The sequence below is a fragment of the Lysinibacillus odysseyi 34hs-1 = NBRC 100172 genome (genome assembly GCF_001591965.1).
Classification (GTDB): Bacteria; Bacillota; Bacilli; order Bacillales_A; family Planococcaceae; genus Lysinibacillus_B; species Lysinibacillus_B odysseyi.
In genome coordinates this window covers 82,737-100,350 of the sequence record NZ_BCVX01000013.1, presented here as the reverse complement: position 1 = coordinate 100,350, position 17,614 = coordinate 82,737, and the positions used below count along the sequence as shown (strand labels likewise).

At 40.9% G+C, this 17,614-nt stretch carries 17 protein-coding genes and 1 other RNA gene; 12 read left to right on the top strand and 6 right to left on the bottom strand.

Going from position 1 to position 17,614, the window contains the following annotated elements; all coding sequences use genetic code 11:
* Positions 1-11: 11 nt before the first annotated feature.
* The 3 genes from aspS to BOD01S_RS19075 all read left to right on the top strand — a co-directional run bounded on the left by aspS (position 12) and on the right by BOD01S_RS19075 (position 3,073).
* Positions 12-1,784: an aspartate--tRNA ligase gene (gene aspS / locus BOD01S_RS19085; RefSeq protein WP_036156636.1), complete on the top strand. Its 1,773-nt coding sequence runs from the start codon at positions 12-14 to the stop codon at positions 1,782-1,784.
* A gap of 217 nt (positions 1,785-2,001) precedes the next feature.
* Positions 2,002-2,195, top strand: a non-coding RNA gene (gene ssrS, locus BOD01S_RS19080) — 6S RNA.
* A 116-nt stretch (positions 2,196-2,311) separates the two neighbouring features.
* The gene (locus BOD01S_RS19075; RefSeq protein ID WP_036156639.1) at positions 2,312-3,073 is read left to right on the top strand and encodes a tRNA threonylcarbamoyladenosine dehydratase; all 762 of its coding nucleotides are present in this window, start codon (positions 2,312-2,314) and stop codon (positions 3,071-3,073) included.
* A gap of 59 nt (positions 3,074-3,132) precedes the next feature.
* Here BOD01S_RS19075 and BOD01S_RS19070 read toward each other — a convergent pair whose 3' ends face one another.
* Positions 3,133-4,596, bottom strand: a complete 1,464-nt coding sequence (locus tag BOD01S_RS19070) for a methyl-accepting chemotaxis protein (protein WP_036156641.1) — start codon at positions 4,594-4,596, stop codon at positions 3,133-3,135.
* Positions 4,597-4,777: 181 nt separating this feature from the next.
* On the opposite strand from BOD01S_RS19070, the gene BOD01S_RS19065 reads away from it, so the two are divergent.
* From BOD01S_RS19065 to BOD01S_RS23425, 3 genes are all read left to right on the top strand, one after another.
* Entirely contained in the window at positions 4,778-5,182 is a 405-nt protein-coding gene (locus BOD01S_RS19065; RefSeq protein ID WP_052124926.1) for a hypothetical protein, read from the top strand.
* 192 nt (positions 5,183-5,374) lie between these two features.
* Positions 5,375-5,860, top strand: a complete 486-nt coding sequence (locus tag BOD01S_RS19060) for a hypothetical protein (protein WP_036156643.1) — start codon at positions 5,375-5,377, stop codon at positions 5,858-5,860.
* Between the two features lie 81 nt (positions 5,861-5,941).
* On the top strand, positions 5,942-6,115 hold the full coding sequence (locus BOD01S_RS23425; protein ID WP_156117048.1) for a hypothetical protein: 174 nt from the start codon (positions 5,942-5,944) through the stop codon (positions 6,113-6,115).
* 38 nt (positions 6,116-6,153) lie between these two features.
* On the opposite strand, the gene BOD01S_RS19055 is transcribed toward BOD01S_RS23425, so the two are convergent.
* Positions 6,154-7,440 carry a replication-associated recombination protein A gene (locus tag BOD01S_RS19055; RefSeq protein WP_036156645.1) on the bottom strand — a complete coding sequence of 429 codons (1,287 nt, stop codon included), beginning with the start codon at positions 7,438-7,440 and terminating at the stop codon, positions 6,154-6,156.
* A 167-nt stretch (positions 7,441-7,607) separates the two neighbouring features.
* Between BOD01S_RS19055 and cymR the strand changes: the two genes are divergently transcribed.
* From cymR to BOD01S_RS19025, 6 genes are all read left to right on the top strand, one after another.
* Entirely contained in the window at positions 7,608-8,027 is a 420-nt protein-coding gene (gene cymR / locus BOD01S_RS19050) for a cysteine metabolism transcriptional regulator CymR (RefSeq protein WP_036156646.1), read from the top strand.
* A gap of 28 nt (positions 8,028-8,055) precedes the next feature.
* The gene (locus BOD01S_RS19045) at positions 8,056-9,204 is read left to right on the top strand and encodes a cysteine desulfurase family protein (protein WP_036156648.1); all 1,149 of its coding nucleotides are present in this window, start codon (positions 8,056-8,058) and stop codon (positions 9,202-9,204) included.
* Between the two features lie 55 nt (positions 9,205-9,259).
* Positions 9,260-10,381, top strand: coding sequence for a tRNA 2-thiouridine(34) synthase MnmA (mnmA, locus tag BOD01S_RS19040; protein WP_036156650.1), 1,122 nt, complete (start codon positions 9,260-9,262; stop codon positions 10,379-10,381).
* 44 nt (positions 10,382-10,425) lie between these two features.
* Positions 10,426-11,091 (top strand): tetratricopeptide repeat protein, encoded by a 666-nt coding sequence (locus tag BOD01S_RS19035; protein WP_036156652.1) that lies wholly within the window; start codon positions 10,426-10,428, stop codon positions 11,089-11,091.
* Positions 11,092-11,537: 446 nt separating this feature from the next.
* Positions 11,538-12,158, top strand: coding sequence for a DUF47 domain-containing protein (locus BOD01S_RS19030; protein ID WP_036156654.1), 621 nt, complete (start codon positions 11,538-11,540; stop codon positions 12,156-12,158).
* An 18-nt stretch (positions 12,159-12,176) separates the two neighbouring features.
* Positions 12,177-13,193 carry an inorganic phosphate transporter gene (locus BOD01S_RS19025; protein ID WP_036156655.1) on the top strand — a complete coding sequence of 339 codons (1,017 nt, stop codon included), beginning with the start codon at positions 12,177-12,179 and terminating at the stop codon, positions 13,191-13,193.
* Between the two features lie 203 nt (positions 13,194-13,396).
* Here the strand turns inward: BOD01S_RS19025 and BOD01S_RS19020 are convergent, their stop codons facing one another.
* Genes BOD01S_RS19020 through BOD01S_RS19005 form a run of 4 tightly spaced genes read right to left on the bottom strand, consistent with a single transcriptional unit; the run spans position 13,397 to position 17,586 of the window.
* Positions 13,397-14,164: a PHP domain-containing protein gene (locus BOD01S_RS19020; RefSeq protein WP_036156658.1), complete on the bottom strand. Its 768-nt coding sequence runs from the start codon at positions 14,162-14,164 to the stop codon at positions 13,397-13,399.
* An 18-nt stretch (positions 14,165-14,182) separates the two neighbouring features.
* The gene (locus BOD01S_RS19015) at positions 14,183-14,995 is read right to left on the bottom strand and encodes an energy-coupling factor transporter transmembrane component T family protein (protein ID WP_244887330.1); all 813 of its coding nucleotides are present in this window, start codon (positions 14,993-14,995) and stop codon (positions 14,183-14,185) included.
* Positions 14,988-16,721, bottom strand: a complete 1,734-nt coding sequence (locus tag BOD01S_RS19010) for an ABC transporter ATP-binding protein (RefSeq protein ID WP_088321726.1) — start codon at positions 16,719-16,721, stop codon at positions 14,988-14,990. The genes BOD01S_RS19015 and BOD01S_RS19010 overlap by 8 nt, the downstream gene beginning before the upstream one ends.
* Positions 16,714-17,586: a hypothetical protein gene (locus tag BOD01S_RS19005; protein WP_036156662.1), complete on the bottom strand. Its 873-nt coding sequence runs from the start codon at positions 17,584-17,586 to the stop codon at positions 16,714-16,716. Before BOD01S_RS19005 ends, BOD01S_RS19010 begins: the two co-directional genes overlap by 8 nt.
* Positions 17,587-17,614 lie beyond the last annotated feature (28 nt).

Sequence of the window (17,614 nt, the reverse complement as noted above, 5' to 3'; positions counted from 1 at the left end):
GGAATTACAAGATGGCACAACGTACACATGCCTGTGGTGAGGTAACAGCTGCTCATCAGGGCGAGCAAGTCGTATTAAAAGGTTGGGTGCAAAAACGCCGTGATTTAGGTGGATTAATTTTCGTTGATATGCGCGACCGTACAGGAATTATTCAGGTGGTCTTCGGTGATCAGGCGAAAGATGCCCTGGAAGTAGCTGAAAAAATCCGTAGTGAATATGTTATCGAAGTAACAGGGAAAGTAGTCTTACGCGATGCTTCGCAAATCAACAACAATATTAAAACGGGTGAAATTGAAGTTTTAGCCGAAACTTTAACAATTATTAATGAAGCGAAAACTCCTCCATTTGCCATTGAGGATAAAGTGGAAGTATCAGAAGATTTACGTTTAAAATACCGCTATTTAGACCTGCGACGTCCTGTAATGTTCGATACATTTAAAATGCGCTCAGATGTAACGGTAACAATTCGAAACTTCCTGCAACAAGAAGGCTTCCTGGAAGTAGAGACACCAATTTTAACTAAGTCAACGCCAGAAGGAGCGCGTGATTATTTAGTACCATCCCGCGTACATGAAGGTGAATTTTATGCATTACCGCAGTCTCCGCAGTTATTCAAACAGCTGCTGATGGTATCTGGGTTTGAAAAATACTTCCAAATTGCACGCTGCTTCCGTGATGAAGACTTACGTGCAGACCGTCAGCCTGAATTTACACAGGTTGATATTGAGACATCTTTCATGTCGATGGATGAAATTATTGAAATGAACGAACGTCTGATCCAAGCCGTGATGAAAGAAGTAAAAGGCATTGAAGTGCAAGCACCATTCCAACGAATGAGCTACGAGGAAGCGATGGCCCGCTATGGATCGGATAAACCGGATGTGCGCTTCGGGTTAGAGCTTATCCAGCTTTCCGATATCGTCAAAGATTCAAGCTTCAAAGTATTCTCAGGTGCTATCGAGAACGGCGGGGAAGTAAAGGCAATCAACGTAAAAGGTGCTGCTTATAACTACTCTCGTAAAGACATTGATGCACTTGGTGAATTTGCAGCGATCTACAAGGCAAAAGGACTTGCATGGCTGAAAGTAACAGAAGAAGGATTGAACGGCCCGATTGCCAAATTCTTTGAAGGAGAAATGGCTGACAAGCTAATTGAGCGCACAGGTGCTGAAGCAGGCGACTTATTATTATTCGGTGCAGACCAATCAACTATCGTAGCAGATGCACTTGGTGCACTTCGTCTGAAGCTTGGAAAAGAACTGGGTTTAATCGATGAATCCAAGTTTGCATTCCTTTGGATTGTAGATTGGCCATTATTCGAATATGACGAAGAAGAAGGACGTTATTACGCAGCGCACCATCCATTTACTCGTCCATTTGATGAAGACATTGAGCTAATGGATACAAATCCTGCGGCAGTTCGTGCACAGGCTTATGATATTGTGTTAAATGGCTATGAGCTAGGCGGCGGATCATTGCGTATTTACGAGCCGGAATTACAAAACAAAATGTTTAAGCTGTTAGGCTTCACGGAAGAGGAAGCACATGAGCAATTCGGCTTCTTATTGGAGGCATTTGAATATGGTGTTCCTCCACATGGTGGTTTAGCGTTTGGTCTTGACCGTTTTGTTATGCTGCTGGCAGGACGTACAAACTTACGTGATACAATCGCCTTCCCGAAAACGGCAACAGCAAGCTGTCTGTTAACTTCGGCTCCATCAACAGTTGCAGATGCACAATTAGAGGAATTGAATTTAGCAGTTACAGCAGTGAAAAAAGATTAATTAGAAAAGTCGGGGGTTTTTATGCCCCTGATTTTTTTGTTTATCCTCTATATAAACGGGTAAACAATAAGTACTTCCCCAGTGGGGAATACTTCTATTTTTATGACAAGGGATTGCAGAGCATCATAGTGGAAGAATATCATTTCCATTAAAATTTAGTATTTTAATGGAATATGATTTGAAAATTCTGATTAATGGTGTTATGATAACTGTAATACGAATCCTGAAGTGTTCGTTAAAAAGTGTTATTTAACAGTTTTGACCGAACATTAAATCGTTGGGAGCCCGATATTTTTTCTGCGGCAAACATGCCCCATTGGAGCGGGACGTTTAATGCAGAAGTGAGGGCACCCCCCTGCTAGAGTGCGGGTTCAAAACGATGTGTAACATGACGGCACATTCGGGATTCGTCTTATTCCTTGTCTAATTCCCTTCTACAATCGGTAGAGGGGTTTTATTTTTGTTGCAGATGGAAATGTTAGTGTGTATAATTCCGGGTAGAATAATAATGATTGAGAGGTTGCTATATGTTACACCAATTTTCCCGAAACGAATTAGCGATCGGTAAAGAAGGGCTAGAAAAACTTCAAAATACAACAGTAGCTATTTTAGGTGTAGGCGGGGTAGGTTCGTTTGCGGCTGAAGCTTGTGCACGCAGCGGGGTAGGCCGTATTGTTTTAGTAGATAAAGATAACGTGGACATCACCAATATAAACCGCCAGCTTGTCGCTTATTTATCTACTGTCGGTAAATCCAAGTCAGCGGTAATGAAAGAGCGGATTGCCGATATTAATCCGGCATGCGAAGTGATTGATATGCATATGTTCTACACGGAAGAAACATATGAAGATTTCTTTGCACAGGGAATTGATTATGTAATTGATGCATCAGATACAGTGATGTATAAAATTCATATTATGAAGGAGTGCCTGAAAAGAGGTATTCCTATTATTTCTAGTATGGGTGCAGCAAATAAAATGGATCCAACCCGGTTTAAAATTGCGGATATTTCAAAAACACATACAGATCCATTAGCGAAAATCATTCGTACAAAGCTGAAAAAAGAAGGCATTAAGAAAGGTGTTACCGTTGTCTTCTCGGATGAATCACCTATTGTTGTTCGTCCAGACGTTGTGGAGACGGTTGGTAATCCGAATGCGGAAATACGCAAGGCGAAAATGCCGCCATCCTCGAATGCATTTGTACCATCAGTAGCGGGCTTAATTGCTGCAAGCTGGGTCATTAATCAAATAGTAAAAGATGTAAAAATTACACGCGTCCAAGACTAAGAAAATAAACATAAGCCCTGTAACAACCGGCAGCAATGCTGACTGTTACAGGGCTTTTATTAGTTCCCCTTGATATTTAATGCATTTTGGTAGGTTTCCTCGATATTGATAGTAATAAGCTGCTGTTCGGCATTCACCTTTTCCAGTACAGCGCCAAGCTGGTCGACTGCCTGTGAGCTCTCCTCAATAATAGCAGCAAATTCATTTGTACTCATCAGAATGGATTTGCTGTTATTTTCAATGGAATTTGTTGCCTTGGAGAATGCCGCTAAATCATTTTGCAGTTTTTTCAATGCTTCAAACAGCTCATGAAATGTATTGTTTGCCCGAACAGTAGCGGAAACTTGCATAGTAATATGGGCTACCCCATTTTGCAGCTTTTCTAATGCATCTTTATTATAGCCATTTACATTTTTTAAGTTCGTATCGATTTTTACTAAGGTCTGGTCTGTAATCTGAGCGAGCTTTCGTATTTCCTCTGCTACAACCGCAAATCCTTTTCCATGTTCGCCAGCTCGTGCTGCCTCAATGGAAGCGTTAAGCGCGAGAAGATTTGTCTGCTCTGTAATTTTTTTTATATCCGTAGCAAAATGGTTTGTTTCATCAATTTTCCCGGATAAGGCCATGAAAGTCGCATGTAATTCATCAAAGAAAGTTGTAAATACATCAATTTCCTGCTTCATATCATTCATTGCTCTCGCACCGTCAGAAGCACTCATGCTTGCTGACTCTGCCTCTGTTACAATTTGTTCCAGCTGCTGGACCATGTGGGCGATTTCATTTGTTGTTGCTTCAGTGCTTAGGACAATTTCATGGACATGATCTGCCTGGCGATGTGCTCCAACCCGTACTTCTTCTACAGAGTTCAACATATTTTGCTGGGCAACTGCTGCTATGTTTGTACTTTCTGTAATCTGTTCTAGCTTTGATGTAATATTTTGAACAGAAGTTTCAAGGTGGGAGTACAGCCTTTCTTCCCGTAATGCTTTTTCATGTGCATCCATCATCAATTCTTCGATGTTCGAAAGCATAAGTTTATTTTGCCGTACATGGAGCCCGATGGCTAGTGTCATTAAAATATGCACAACAAAAACATTTGCCGGATCTACGGCAAATCCTGTCGTATCTAACATGAAATTAAACAGTAATCCAAGTACGGAGCCGATAAAGCCTGCAGCAAGCACGATATATTTGCCGTGGATTGTACTCATAATTAGTATAAAGAAACTAAGAATGATCGTAGCCAACGTTACTTTATAAGAAACAATCGCTCCATATATTGTCACTGTACCTGCAAGAGAAACGATAAAGGGAAAATAAGGACGTACCCATTCGACCTTGCGCTGTAAAAGGTAAACTCCCAATGTGATAAGTGCAGGTATAAATAGAGACATGGCAAGTCCTATCGGCCGCCCAATAATGAATTGTGCCAATCCGCCTAGATTAGCAGCCAACCCATAGACAAGCATGAGAATCGAATTTTTTTGGAGTAGATCCTTCTTTTTTAAAAGCTGTATGTGCATCTTTTTCTCCTCCTACTTGTTACGTTATAATAATTTGGCAGAAAAATAAGTGGCTCGTATTTTCTCATTTATACACGAAATTGCTAACATTGTCATTAAAAATTCTCCGTCAAATTTCGGGAATTTGGTAAAAATGTTATAATGAAAAAGTAATTTTCTGAAAGGATTAGGGGAGAGAAAAATGCAGTTAAGTGAGATGGAATATAAGGGCTTAAATTTGATGGATGAAATAAGTACAGTAGAAATAGCGTTAGATGAGGAAAAGTCCATTATCCATATTTTTGATACGAACTATGTAATAGAGCCTATTTTTGATTTTGTGAGTAGGGAATATGTTTTAAGTGAAGGCTTTTATCAGTTCGCAGAAGTATTGAAATCAAAGTATTTTTTTGTAGAAAAAAGGCAAATGCCGATACACGACTGGATTGGAAGTTTTACATGGCAGTTTTATGGATCCAACCAGACAGTCAAGAGCTACCGGGACGGAAAGTTCTTTCTTACCCCATTGACTCTCTTAGCCGGTGAAACGGAAAAATCCTTACTTCTAAAAGAGTTGTATCCTAAATATGTAGATAAGTTAAATTGAAAATTATAAATCATTCTTTAAAGGTAGAATAGTTAATATTCAGAATAAAGACGTAGTTTTTCTGTGATTCGCGTCAGTTTTCACATAATTATCACATTTTTTTCGTCAATTATACGATTGCCATTTTCCTCATATAATTTTTGTTACACTAAGAGTACATGCTAAGGGATTTAAAGGAGGATGGAACAACTGATGACTAGTCAAGCAAAAACGAATGTTTTGAATTTGGAAGAATTACAAGAACAGCTAAATCATGTAGTGTTCGACCATATTGACACAGCCCTGAATTGGGAAAGGGCACAAAGTAAATTACAACCATTATACAGCCAGGCAGTTGCATATTTTAAAGAAACTGTTGAACAAAATGACGGCGCTATACCGAAGGAAAATTCCCATTGGATGTTGTTTATGCATATTGCTTCACGTCTAGTATATTTTGAAAATCTCATTAAACAGAATATGAGTGCTTCATTAGACGAGGCTTCTTTGGATCAAATTACTGAAGGCTATGTAGCAGCAGCGAAAATCCTGCCAAATTGCCAATCGGATTATAATGAAGAATATTTTAACGAAATAAACAAAAGCCTGCAGCAATTGACAGAAGGTAAAGCTGCTGTCGAAAAAGTCTCAGCACCTCTCTCAGAATGTTTACAGACATTTTACCGTTATATAAATTAAATAATCTTCACTCCAACTGTCCCTAGGGGCAGTTTTTTTATAAATATAATTGTGGAATAAGAATCTTATTATAGTTGAATTATGTTAGGAACTGACTGGCGAAACAATAAAGAGATAGGCAAGAAAATTAAAAAAGTAGTGGCCTGCTATGAGGAGGAGCAGGGCCTTCAACTTTTTGAGGATGAGGAACTGATAGTGGTAAAGGATTATATTTTGCACAATGTCCAAACACTGTTACATGGGAAAATCCACTAAATAGGGGGCTGCCTGTTTTCAGGCGCCCCCTGTATTTATTAATTCTTATTTTTAAAAGACTTCAGCCTCTCATAAATACCGGCCATACGCTTTTCCTCTCCGGCAATAACCGGCTGGTAAAATTCTGTACCTGCAAGCTCATCCGGTAAGTACTGCTGATCGACCCAGCCGCCGAACGTGCCTACCGGTGTGTCATGCGGATATAGATATCCTTTATGGCCAAGTGAGCTGGCTCCAGCATAATGTGCGTCTTTTAGGTGGTTCGGGATATCGCCTGTCTTACCTTCATTGATCATACGGATTGCCGCATCCAATGCTTTATAGGCGGAGTTTGATTTATCACTTAGACACATTTCTACGACTGCGGTTGCAAGCGGAATGCGGGCTTCGGGCATACCAAGACGTATAGCCGCATCGGTTGCAGCCGTTACATGGGCACCAACGGCCGGATTGGCCAGACCGATATCTTCATAGGCCATGACCAATAATCTTCTGCAGACAGCAACAAGATCCCCACTTTCAAGCAGATGGGCAAGGTAATAAAGAGCAGCATTGACATCACTGCCACGAACCGATTTTTGCAGGGCGGAAAGAAGGTTGTAAAAATGGGAACCCCCTTTATCTCCGTAGACCCCGATTCGTTTTGCCAGCGCGTCTATTGCCGTATCGCTGAAAACAGTCACACCGTCCACTTCATCTGAAGCATAATATACGGACTCGAGCAATGTCAGCGCCTTTCTTGCATCTCCGCCTGCAGCTTCTGCAATTCGGGTAAGCTGCTCGGTTGTTACTTGAATAGTATAGCTGCCGAGACCGCGCTCTTTATTGGTCAAGGCATTGTTTAGCAGTTCAATAATATCCTCGATTGTAAGCCTTGCCAGCTGGACGATTTCCCCACAGCGGGAACGGATGGCAGGGTTAACATCATGAAAAGGATTTTCTGTTGTGGCACCGAGAAGGACGATAGAGCCATTCTCGACATGAGGCAGCAGTGTATCCTGCTGCAGCTTATTGAATCGATGAATTTCATCCAAAAACAGGAGTACTTTTCCTGCCATCCGGGCTTCCATGACGATTTGCTCAATATCCTTTTTTCCCGCATGAGTAGCGTTTAAGGCAAAAAACGGCAGACTGCTTGTACCGGCGATGGCATTGGCAATAGATGTTTTTCCGATGCCAGGAGGGCCATATAATAGCATGGAAGGGACATGCCCTTTTTGAATCATATGGTAAAGCGGTGTATCAGGACCGATTACATGCTTTTGGCCGACGATTTCATCCAGATTTCGCGGCCTCATTTTATAAGCAAGAGGTTCATTATGCATGGAATCACTCCTCTTTTTAATAAATAGTTTATATATATTATAGAATTAGCGAGCACGAAAACCAACTCTTGTGAGAGGGGAAGTTAAAGTGGAGTATTTTTGATGAGAGTAGAGGGAAATGTGTTATACTTAAGAAATACATGAATGAGAATAATTGAGGTGTTAGTATGAAAATTTCAACAAAAGGCCGTTATGGTTTAACGATTATGATTGAATTGGCAAAACATTATGGTGAGGGTCCGATCCCTCTTCGCCAAATTGCAGCTGAAAAAGAATTGTCGGAGGCGTATTTGGAGCAGCTTGTATCTCCCCTCCGTAATGCGGGACTCGTAAAAAGTGTACGCGGAGCTTATGGTGGCTATATGCTGGCAAATATTCCAGCAGAAATTACAGCGGCTGATGTCATCCGCGTGTTGGAAGGTCCAATTCAGCCGGTAGAGGGAATTGAAAATGAGGAAGCACCGCAGCGTGAACTATGGGTACGCATCCGTGATGCAGTGAAAAACGTATTGGATACGACAACATTAGAAGACTTAGCCAAGTATACGGACAATACTGTCCATGATGGATATATGTTCTATATTTAAGGAACGGGTTAAAGGAGTTTTACTAAAAATGAATACAATTTATCTTGACCATGCGGCTACTACTCCAATGGCAAAAGAAGCCATTGTGCGTATGACAGGAGCGATGGAAGACCTGTACGGGAATGCTTCGAGTATCCATGCCACAGGTCGCGAGGCGCGAAAATATTTGGATGAGGCACGTGCTGCACTGGCACACTCCATTCATGCACAGGCAAATGAAATTATTATCACAAGCGGTGGGACAGAAGCTGACAATATGGCTATTTTCGGCACAGCTTATGCCCGAAAGACGGAAGGGAACCATATTATTACGACGCAGGTAGAACACCATGCAGTGCTGCACGCTTGTGAAAAGCTTGAGAAAGAAGGATTTAATGTTACGTATCTGCCTGTTGACGAAACCGGGCGTGTACGTGTAGAGGATGTCGCTGCTGCCCTTCAGGATGATACGATTCTCGTTACGATTATGTATGGAAACAACGAGGTAGGAACTATTCAGCCAATCGCAGAAATCGGTATGCTGCTAAAAGACCATCAGGCGACATTCCATACAGATGCTGTACAAGCCTATGGTATTGAATACCTTGATGTGGAATTATTGGGCGTCGATCTATTAAGTGTGACTGCTCATAAAATTAACGGTCCGAAAGGGATCGGCTTTTTATTTGCCCGCCAAGGAGTGAAACTGGAAAGCCTTTTATACGGCGGGTCACAAGAGAAGAAGCGCCGGGCAGGTACAGAAAATATTCCAGCTGTGATCGGCTTTGCAGCAGCAGTCCAGAAGGCGGCTGAAGCACGTGAAGCAAACCGCCGTAAATATAATGGGTTTAAGCGATTGCTGATCAAACAATTTGACGAAGCTGAAATTTCGTATAAAGTAAATGGTACACTGGACGAAACGCTGCCGCATGTACTGAATGTATCCTTTCCCGGCACAAATGTCGAATCGTTTTTAGTAAACTTGGATATGGAGGGGGTCCATGTTTCAAGCGGCTCGGCTTGTACTGCTGGTTCCATAGATCCTTCCCACGTACTCGTTGCCATGTTTGGCGATAGTGCTGAAGCAATTCGAAGCTCTATCCGCTTTAGCTTTGGGATAGGTTTGACGGAAGAAGACATAGTGGAAGCCGGTAAACGTACAGCTGCAATTGTCAAACGTCTAGTGAAAAATAAGTAAAATAAAGACTTCGCGCCTTTTACGCGGTTTGTCTAAACGAAAAGGTGAATAATGTATGGTAGAAACAAGAGATCCTTCACAAATTCGTGTCGTTGTCGGCATGTCGGGAGGCGTAGATTCATCTGTTGCTGCGTATTTACTAAAACAGCAGGGATATGATGTAATCGGAATTTTTATGAAAAACTGGGATGATACAGATGAAAATGGTGTATGTACAGCAACCGAAGATTATGAAGATGTAATAGCTGTATGTAACCAGATCGGCATCCCTTATTATGCGGTAAATTTTGAAAAGCAATATTGGGATAAAGTATTTACGTATTTCCTGGAAGAATATAAAGCAGGCCGTACACCGAATCCGGATGTCATGTGTAATAAAGAGATCAAATTTAAGGCATTCCTTGAGCATGCGATGAACCTTGGTGCAGATTATCTGGCAACAGGCCACTATGCACGTGTGGAAGAGCGTGACGGAGAGATCGTGATGCTGCGCGGTGTTGATAATAATAAGGATCAAACGTATTTCTTAAACCAGCTGTCACAGGAGCAATTGAAGCATGTCATGTTCCCAATCGGCAATATCGAAAAATCTAAAGTCCGTGAAATTGCGGCTGAAGCCGGCCTGGCAACAGCGAAGAAAAAGGACTCAACAGGGATTTGCTTCATTGGTGAGCGCAATTTCAAGGAATTTTTAAGTCAGTATTTACCCGCTCAGCCGGGAAATATGGAGACGTTCGATGGAGAAGTAAAAGGCCGTCATGATGGACTGATGTATTATACACTTGGCCAGCGTCATGGTCTTGGTATTGGAGGGGACGGGGAGCCTTGGTTTGTCCTTGGAAAAGATTTAGAGCGTAATGTTTTATATGTAGGACAAGGTTTCCACCACGAAAAATTATACTCAGATGCTTTGACAGCAGTAAAACTGGGCTTTACATCCAACGAACCGAAACCCCAAAAATTCAGCTGTACAGCCAAATTCCGTTACCGTCAAACAGATTCTCCTGTTGATGTGGAGATACGCGAGGATGGCACAGCACTTATTACATTTGCCGAACCGCAGCGTGCCATTACACCGGGTCAGGCTGTTGTCCTGTATGACGGAGACGTCTGCCTAGGCGGCGGCACAATTGATGAAGTCATTAAAAACAATGAAAAATTAACATATGTAGGATAATAGATGGGCGGCTCCGGTCGCCTTTCTTTTTGAGGTGAAACGACATGATAGTAGATTATAACGAAATGGGTATCAAGGCATTTCAGGAAAAAAGATACGAGGACGCTGCGCAAGCTTTTAATGATGCCATTGAACAAAATCCGGATGAAGCAGTAGGCTATATAAACTTTGGTAACCTGCTTGCGACGTTGAATGATGTGGAGAGAGCAGAACGCTTCTTCCAAAAGGCCCTTACAGTGGATGAAAAGGCGGCTACTGCCTATTACGGGCTGGCAAACCTTTATTATAATGCCGAACGTTTTGTGGAAGCAGCTAAGCTGTATCAAAAATCAATAGAACATGGGATTGAGGGAGCGGACGCCTACTTCATGCTAGCAAAGAGCTTTGAGCGGGAAGGTAACCAGTCATTGGCCCTTCCGTACATGCAGCGGGCAGCAGAGCTGGCACCAGAGGACTTGGAAATACGCTTATCATACGGCATTTTGCTTTGTACGCTTGAAATGTTTGAACACGCAAAGCCCGAGTTGGAGTATGTCATCGAGCATGATGTAAACAATGCAGATGCCCATTATAATCTTGGGGTGCTGTATGCCGTTTCTACTGATCGAATAGATGATGCCAAGTATCATTTAAAACAGGCTTATACCTTAGCACCGGAGTTTGATCAGGCGCGCTATATTTATGACATGCTTTGTCAACGGCAAAATTAATAAAAAGGAACTGTTTGTAGAAGGAGAGACTTATACAGACGCACAACTTACATTATTAATAAATAGTACAAGAAGATGTCTGGAAGCTTTTGTCTTTCAGTCATCTTTTTTATGAAAACCGCGTTTACAATTCCTTAACAATCAAATAGACGCAATAATCAGATAAATGTGTGGAGTGAAAGGGCCGCTGGAAATTAAATATTTATTCTATTAATGAAGAGTGCTGCCATATAAGGCCTGCAAGTCCTATAGCGGAAAGGGAAGGTCATCCTATTTGGTAAATCCCTTTACATACGATAAAATCCCGGCTTTCGGGCAGTGTTACATAATTGTAAAGATTGTCTCACAAGGGTTGAAAACCATCCCTTTTCTTTTAAGATATTGTTATGATAATTGCGATTGAAAAAAGCAATTACCTATATTTCTAAGTAGACGGAGGCAATTCCATGTTTAGTTCAAAAAAGCAAGATCCTTTCTTCTCAGCACTTTATAAAATCGCCGAAAATGTGCGTGAGGCAGTCCACTATGCCAACGATTCCCGCATTACGACAGTACCGGATTTAAAAGAAGTCAGCATCAAAATGAAAGAATATGAAACTGCCGGGGATAAATTAATACATGAACTAATCGTCATGTTAAATAAATCATTTATGACACCAATCGAACGGGAGGATATATTGGCACTTGCAATACGCATGGATGATATCCTGGATGGAACAGAAGGTTGTATTGCCCACTTCGAAATGGTCTCCCTACTGGAAGTCGATCAATCAATGCGTGATTTCCTAGGATATATTACAAAATCAACTGATGAAATTGTAAAAGCAATGGAGCTTTTAAACAAAAGGGATTTAGTCGGCATGCGCCAGCACGCAATTCTGGTGAAGGACTATGAACGGCAATGTGATGAAGTGCTGCGTTCATCCATCAAGCAGCTGTTCCTGAACGAGAAGGACCCTATTCGCTTAATTAAATTTAAAGATGTATACGAGCAATTAGAGGAAATTGCTGATTACTGTCAAAATGTCGCAAATACGATTGAAACAATCATTATGCGTAACGCCTAATTAGTAGGAGACTTGAATATGGATACAATATTACTCATTACCATTTTAGTTGTCATCTTTGCACTGGCATTCGACTTTATCAATGGATTTCATGATACGGCGAATGCAATTGCAACATCTGTATCAACACGCGCTTTAAAGCCGCGCGTAGCTGTTCTTATGGCAGCTGTCATGAATTTTATCGGAGCACTAACATTCGTAGGGGTAGCAAAAGCAATCGCGAGTGATATTGTTGACCCGTTTTCGTTGAACGCCTTTGAGGGAGATGTGACAGGCTCTGTGGTTATCCTGGCAGCACTTTGCTCGGCTATTACTTGGAACCTGCTGACATGGTATTATGGGATTCCTTCTAGTTCATCCCATACATTGATCGGTTCGATTGCAGGAGCGGCAATTGGAGCTGCAGGGTTTGGCATTTTAAATTACGAAGGGTTCCTAAAAATCTTGCAGGCGTTAATTATGTCGCCGTTTATTGCATTGGCCGTAGGGTTCTGTATGATGACACTCTTTAAATTTTTATTTAGGAATATGCCGCTTTATAAAACAAATACAGGCTTCCGTACGATGCAAGTTGGTACAGCGGCACTGCAGGCATTTACACATGGTACAAATGATGCCCAAAAAGCGATGGGAATTATTACGATGGCCTTAATCGCAGCAGGTATGCAGACAGGGGATGAAGTACAAGACTGGGTCCGTGTAGCCTGTGCATTGGCAATGGGGCTTGGTACATCAGTAGGGGGATACAAAATCATTAAAACAGTGGGCGGTAAAATTATGAAAATCCGTCCAATCAACGGCGCTGCTGCCGATTTATCCTCTGCTTCTGTTATTTTCGGTGCTACACTCATCTCGCTTCCTGTATCGACAACACACGTAATCTCCTCAGCGATTATGGGTGTTGGTGCTGCGCAGCGTGTGAAGGGCGTACGATGGGGCGTAGCACGTAAAATGGTACTTACATGGATTATTACCATTCCGATTTCCGCCTTAATGGCGGCAATCTTCTATACCATTTTAAATCTGTTTTTCTAACAGCCAAGTAGTATCTGGAAAGCGATTAAAACTAGAATCCCCATGGATTTAACTATCCAAGGGGATTCTGTATTTCAGCGTATGTCGCTTCTCTAGTAAGTAGAGAAAACATTAGAAAAACAGTAGATTATACTCATGTCAGTGCGCCAATCAAGCCATATGAACCTGCGCTTTTTTAGAAGTGAAAATGGTCTGCCATGAGATTAGCTGTTTGCAATAGCTTCCATTATTTTTTTCTCTAATGCCTTCTGCTCTGTTGCATGTCGAACCTTTTCATGTAAATCTTCCGCTATTCGAATAATATATTTCCCATTCAAAATGATATCCTTTAAATCACTCACCGTATTGCAGTCAGTCTCCAGCTCATTAATGATACAGCCGTATTGCAGCTGGTGATGTGTATCGCTTCCGCCGATCACTGGTTTGTTTAAGCTTTCAGCAAATTGATAGACCAATTGTGAATTTTCTTCAATCCCTATAGAATGAAGGTCCTTTCCGTTTAAATCGAAAGCGTCCAATTTGCTTAATAATGACCGGTCTAGTTCATATAAAGGAGTACTTTGGCGATAAGGATGGGCTCCTATTAGTAATAGGTCAAAGGGACTCAAGAGCTCAAGGAGTTCAGCGAAATGAATGAAACGATTTTTCGAAATATAGGGTTCTAGCTGTCCCCGTATTTCACGGATAACATCTCGGTCAGCCAAGATTAAAATATGCCCAATCTCCTGTATATCCACTTCCATGCCTGGAAAGACCTTTACCTGGTCTACTAAGTAGTAGCCGTTTTCGTATGGATACACTTCATCTAATGTATTATACACATCAAAGAAATTCCGCGTATTAAAATGTTCTGTCAGTGCAAAGCCATCAAGGCCATTTTCCTTTGCTGCTTTTACCATGTTTTTGAAATAATCCAACGAAAACTCTACTTTTTTAGAAAGCTTGCCATGAGTATGAAAATCAAAATTCATCTTTACTACACATCCTTTTTAATAGTAAATACTTAATGTAAAGCTGAGACCAATATAAAAAATAGAAAAGGCGATAAAAAAATAATCGTTTCGATGAAAGGAAAAGTAAGCTGTTTTAAGCTTTTTTACATCCTGATTATTTGTCGAATGGCTAAAACCCTTTGTTTCCAAAGCCTCCACCGTCGTTCTGGAACGCTTGGCTCCATTTAATATAAGCGGATAAAACGATAACACTAAAATTTTCATATAGTAAACGCCCATACGCCAATAAAGCAGTCCTGTTTTTTCAGGAGGTTTGCCTCGTAAACGATAGGACAAAATCACTTTATGAAACTCTTCTATTAAAGTAGGTAAAATACGATAGCCGTAGGATACGCTGAAAGAAACCTGTGCGGGAACGCCAAGGCGTAATAATGCATCGCTGAATTTTTCAGGGTCTAGGCTTGTAAATATAGCAACACTTGCCAAAGAGATGACAGCAAGCTTAATAGTAAGCCAAAATAGTGGGCCAATGGAGGCGAGGTCACCGCCAAAGAAGAGAGAGATAATGAACAATACCGTGATTTCACTAAGTAAACCAATGCACAAGATAAATAAAATAAGTCGACTAACACGTGCTAAATAAGTCATCATCAGCATAAAAAGCAAAAAACTGACTAGAATGATTTCGTTATGAATGAACCACGGTACAATGGCAAAAAACAAATACCAAAAAATAAGTGTCCTAGGATCCAGTCTGCCTAAAAATGTATCACCGCTGCCATAGGCTGTTTTTAAGAGCTCTCCTTTAACGTATTCAAGCGAAAACTTGTCTGATAAGCTCTTATACATATTCATAAGCTAGACCCTCACCTTCTACGCTATGAAAATAGGAGCAAAATTCCTCTATAGTATAGAGCGGTTTAGGTAACCCAAGTTTCAAGCTGAGCTCTATTATTTGAGGGATGATTAAACCGGCTTTTTGCAATAATAGTTCATCGCCGAAAATGTCATACCTATTGCCATCCGCAATGATTTCACCTTTATGCATCACAATAATACGTGTCGCCCATTCTGCCACAAGCTGCATATCATGTGTAGCGATAATAATAGTTTTTACGTGTTCTTTTAATGTTTCAAGCATATGGACAACATGTTTTTTTGTTGCTATATCCAAGTTAGCTGTCGGCTCATCCAGCAATATGATATGGGGCTGCATAGCGGCTGCAATGGCCAAAGAGACTCTTCTTTTTTGCCCTCCGCTTAATAGTCTTGCATCCTTGTCCTGCAACTCAGAAAGGGCAAAATCATATAATATAGTTTTTACCGTTTCTTCGAAATCTGGCACTTTTCTTGCTTTTAAGAAAAGCTCAATTTCTTTTTTTATAGAGTCTTCAATAAACATTTCTTCAGGATTTTGATATACGTAAGAGACGTATTTTCCTAATTTCTCAGGTGATGCTTTTGTTGCTGTATGGTTGAGAACTTTGACTTCTCCAGAGGTTGGTTTAACGATCCCTGCTATTAATTTGATTAATGAGGATTTTCCGGCTCCGTTATTACCAACAATGGCAATACGCTCTCCTTCATAAAAAGATGTATGGATATTGTGTAATACTTGCTTTCTTTGTCTTCGTAAATCTTGAAATTGTAAGGCTGTTTTTTCAAAACTAATAATAGGCTGCTCTTTAGTTGGCACTTTTTGTCTATCCTCCGTATAGGGAAACGGTATGACCTGTGGGAAATGACAAAAGTATTCAATTCCTTCTGCCAATGTAATAGGCAGCCCGTTGCAGTGATGACGGGTCGTTTGCATTCTATTTGCTGCTTGGGTAATCTGCGGGGGGTAAATACCGTGAAGAACTAATTCATCCACTTTTGATAAAGCAGTTTTCACAGGCTCCTTCCATAAAATACGACCTTGATCCATCAGTACAACAGAATGACAGTAGTCTGCAATGAATTCTGCATGATGTTCGATTACGATGATGGTCATGCCAAGCTCTTCATTTAGTTTTTTCAGTACTTTATATACTTCCTCCGCATGTTGTGGATCTAACTGCGCTACAGGCTCATCCACGATTAATACTTTCGGTTTCATAGAAAGTACTGCCGCAATGGCGAGTAAATGCTTTTGCCCGCCACTTAGCTGCCAAATAAATTCATTCGCAATCGTACTTATTCCTGTTACTTCCAGCGCCCATAATCCTCTTTCTTGATAATCTTTCAGGCCAAAATTCAAAGGCGCAAAGGAAGCATCATCTATAACAGTTGGGCGCATGATTTGATTCTCAAAATCCTGGTACACATAACCGATATCTTTTGACAATTCCGCGACCGAATATTTGGATGTTTCACGATCTCCCAGTTGAACCTCTCCTTCGAAATCGCCCACATAAAATTGAGGAATAAGACCATTGAATGTTTTGCATAGCGTTGATTTGCCCGACCCATTCCCGCCGATGATTGCTATAAATTCGCCTTCATCAATAGAAAGGTTGGCATGGTTCAATACTTTTTCTTCGGAACCGGGATAAGTGAAAGAAACATCTTTTACTTGTATGATCGGCTTAACCAAGGTTTTTTAGCTCCTTTACGTTACTTTTAGATTTAGAGCGCATTACTATTAGCATAATGACTGAGATAAGTGCTGCTGCTGAAATTGGCACCCATATAAACCAGCTGCCGATCGTTTCCAAAAATTCCGGCTCCCACTCACCAAACGCCCAATCAGACTCGGAGAGGAATTCAGATAGAAATGCCACAGTTGCTAGAACAACTGATATGACGACTAATTTAGGTGTAACAATTTGTCCTAAAGAATAGTGCACCTTATTATTTCTAGGTTTCATCCCTAATAAAGGTTCGATTTTTCCGTATAAACGAGGCACTAAATATAAAGTTGGTAGTAAAGCAAATAAAATACCAGAGAATAAAAGATCATTTAATAATGCGATACCTTCAATCACGATCACACTTTCGGCCAATCCCGAAATTGCTTCTAGCTCTTCAACACCAATCCACACTTTTCCGATATCCACAATAGTCCCTAATAAATGGTGGATCAGTAGACCCGCCAATACACCGAATGTTACTTGCTTTCGATTCAAAGGATTACGGACTAAAATGCCGGCAATAAACATACCCAACGAAAAAGTGATAAACTTCTCTACTTCTCCAATGCCTCCAAACTGACCAAGCATTAGTTCACCAAATATGATTTCCCCGAGTGCCGCTCCAACTGCAGCGTATAGCGGATGGAACAAAATACATAATGTTAAGGGAATAAAAGCAAAGTACTCTACCGATAGCTCAATAAATCCTAACTGGATGGAGGGGATGAGCTCGGTAAACATGTTTGATAATCCATAAAGTGACATGGAAAGGATAAAGACCATCATTTTTTGAGACTGGGTCAGTTGATACGATTTTTGAATTGACATCTTTTTTGCCTCCTTCGTTTGATAGCTA

Bases quoted from the DNA above. Each gene is read 5' to 3' on its own strand.
- aspS (WP_036156636.1), top strand. From the start codon at position 12: ATGGCACAACGTACACATGCCTGTGGTGAGGTAACAGCTGCTCATCAG.
- mnmA (WP_036156650.1), top strand. From the start codon at position 9,260: ATGGTAGAAACAAGAGATCCTTCACAAATTCGTGTCGTTGTCGGCATG.
- BOD01S_RS19020 (WP_036156658.1), bottom strand. From the start codon at position 14,164: ATGAATTTTGATTTTCATACTCATGGCAAGCTTTCTAAAAAAGTAGAG.
- BOD01S_RS19045 (WP_036156648.1), top strand. From the start codon at position 8,056: ATGAATACAATTTATCTTGACCATGCGGCTACTACTCCAATGGCAAAA.
- BOD01S_RS19025 (WP_036156655.1), top strand. From the start codon at position 12,177: ATGGATACAATATTACTCATTACCATTTTAGTTGTCATCTTTGCACTG.
- BOD01S_RS19070 (WP_036156641.1), bottom strand. From the start codon at position 4,596: ATGCACATACAGCTTTTAAAAAAGAAGGATCTACTCCAAAAAAATTCG.
- BOD01S_RS19005 (WP_036156662.1), bottom strand. From the start codon at position 17,586: ATGTCAATTCAAAAATCGTATCAACTGACCCAGTCTCAAAAAATGATG.
- BOD01S_RS19030 (WP_036156654.1), top strand. From the start codon at position 11,538: ATGTTTAGTTCAAAAAAGCAAGATCCTTTCTTCTCAGCACTTTATAAA.
- BOD01S_RS19015 (WP_244887330.1), bottom strand. From the start codon at position 14,995: ATGTATAAGAGCTTATCAGACAAGTTTTCGCTTGAATACGTTAAAGGA.
- BOD01S_RS19055 (WP_036156645.1), bottom strand. From the start codon at position 7,440: ATGCATAATGAACCTCTTGCTTATAAAATGAGGCCGCGAAATCTGGAT.
- BOD01S_RS19060 (WP_036156643.1), top strand. From the start codon at position 5,375: ATGACTAGTCAAGCAAAAACGAATGTTTTGAATTTGGAAGAATTACAA.
- cymR (WP_036156646.1), top strand. From the start codon at position 7,608: ATGAAAATTTCAACAAAAGGCCGTTATGGTTTAACGATTATGATTGAA.
- BOD01S_RS23425 (WP_156117048.1), top strand. From the start codon at position 5,942: ATGTTAGGAACTGACTGGCGAAACAATAAAGAGATAGGCAAGAAAATT.
- BOD01S_RS19035 (WP_036156652.1), top strand. From the start codon at position 10,426: ATGATAGTAGATTATAACGAAATGGGTATCAAGGCATTTCAGGAAAAA.
- BOD01S_RS19065 (WP_052124926.1), top strand. From the start codon at position 4,778: ATGCAGTTAAGTGAGATGGAATATAAGGGCTTAAATTTGATGGATGAA.
- BOD01S_RS19075 (WP_036156639.1), top strand. From the start codon at position 2,312: ATGTTACACCAATTTTCCCGAAACGAATTAGCGATCGGTAAAGAAGGG.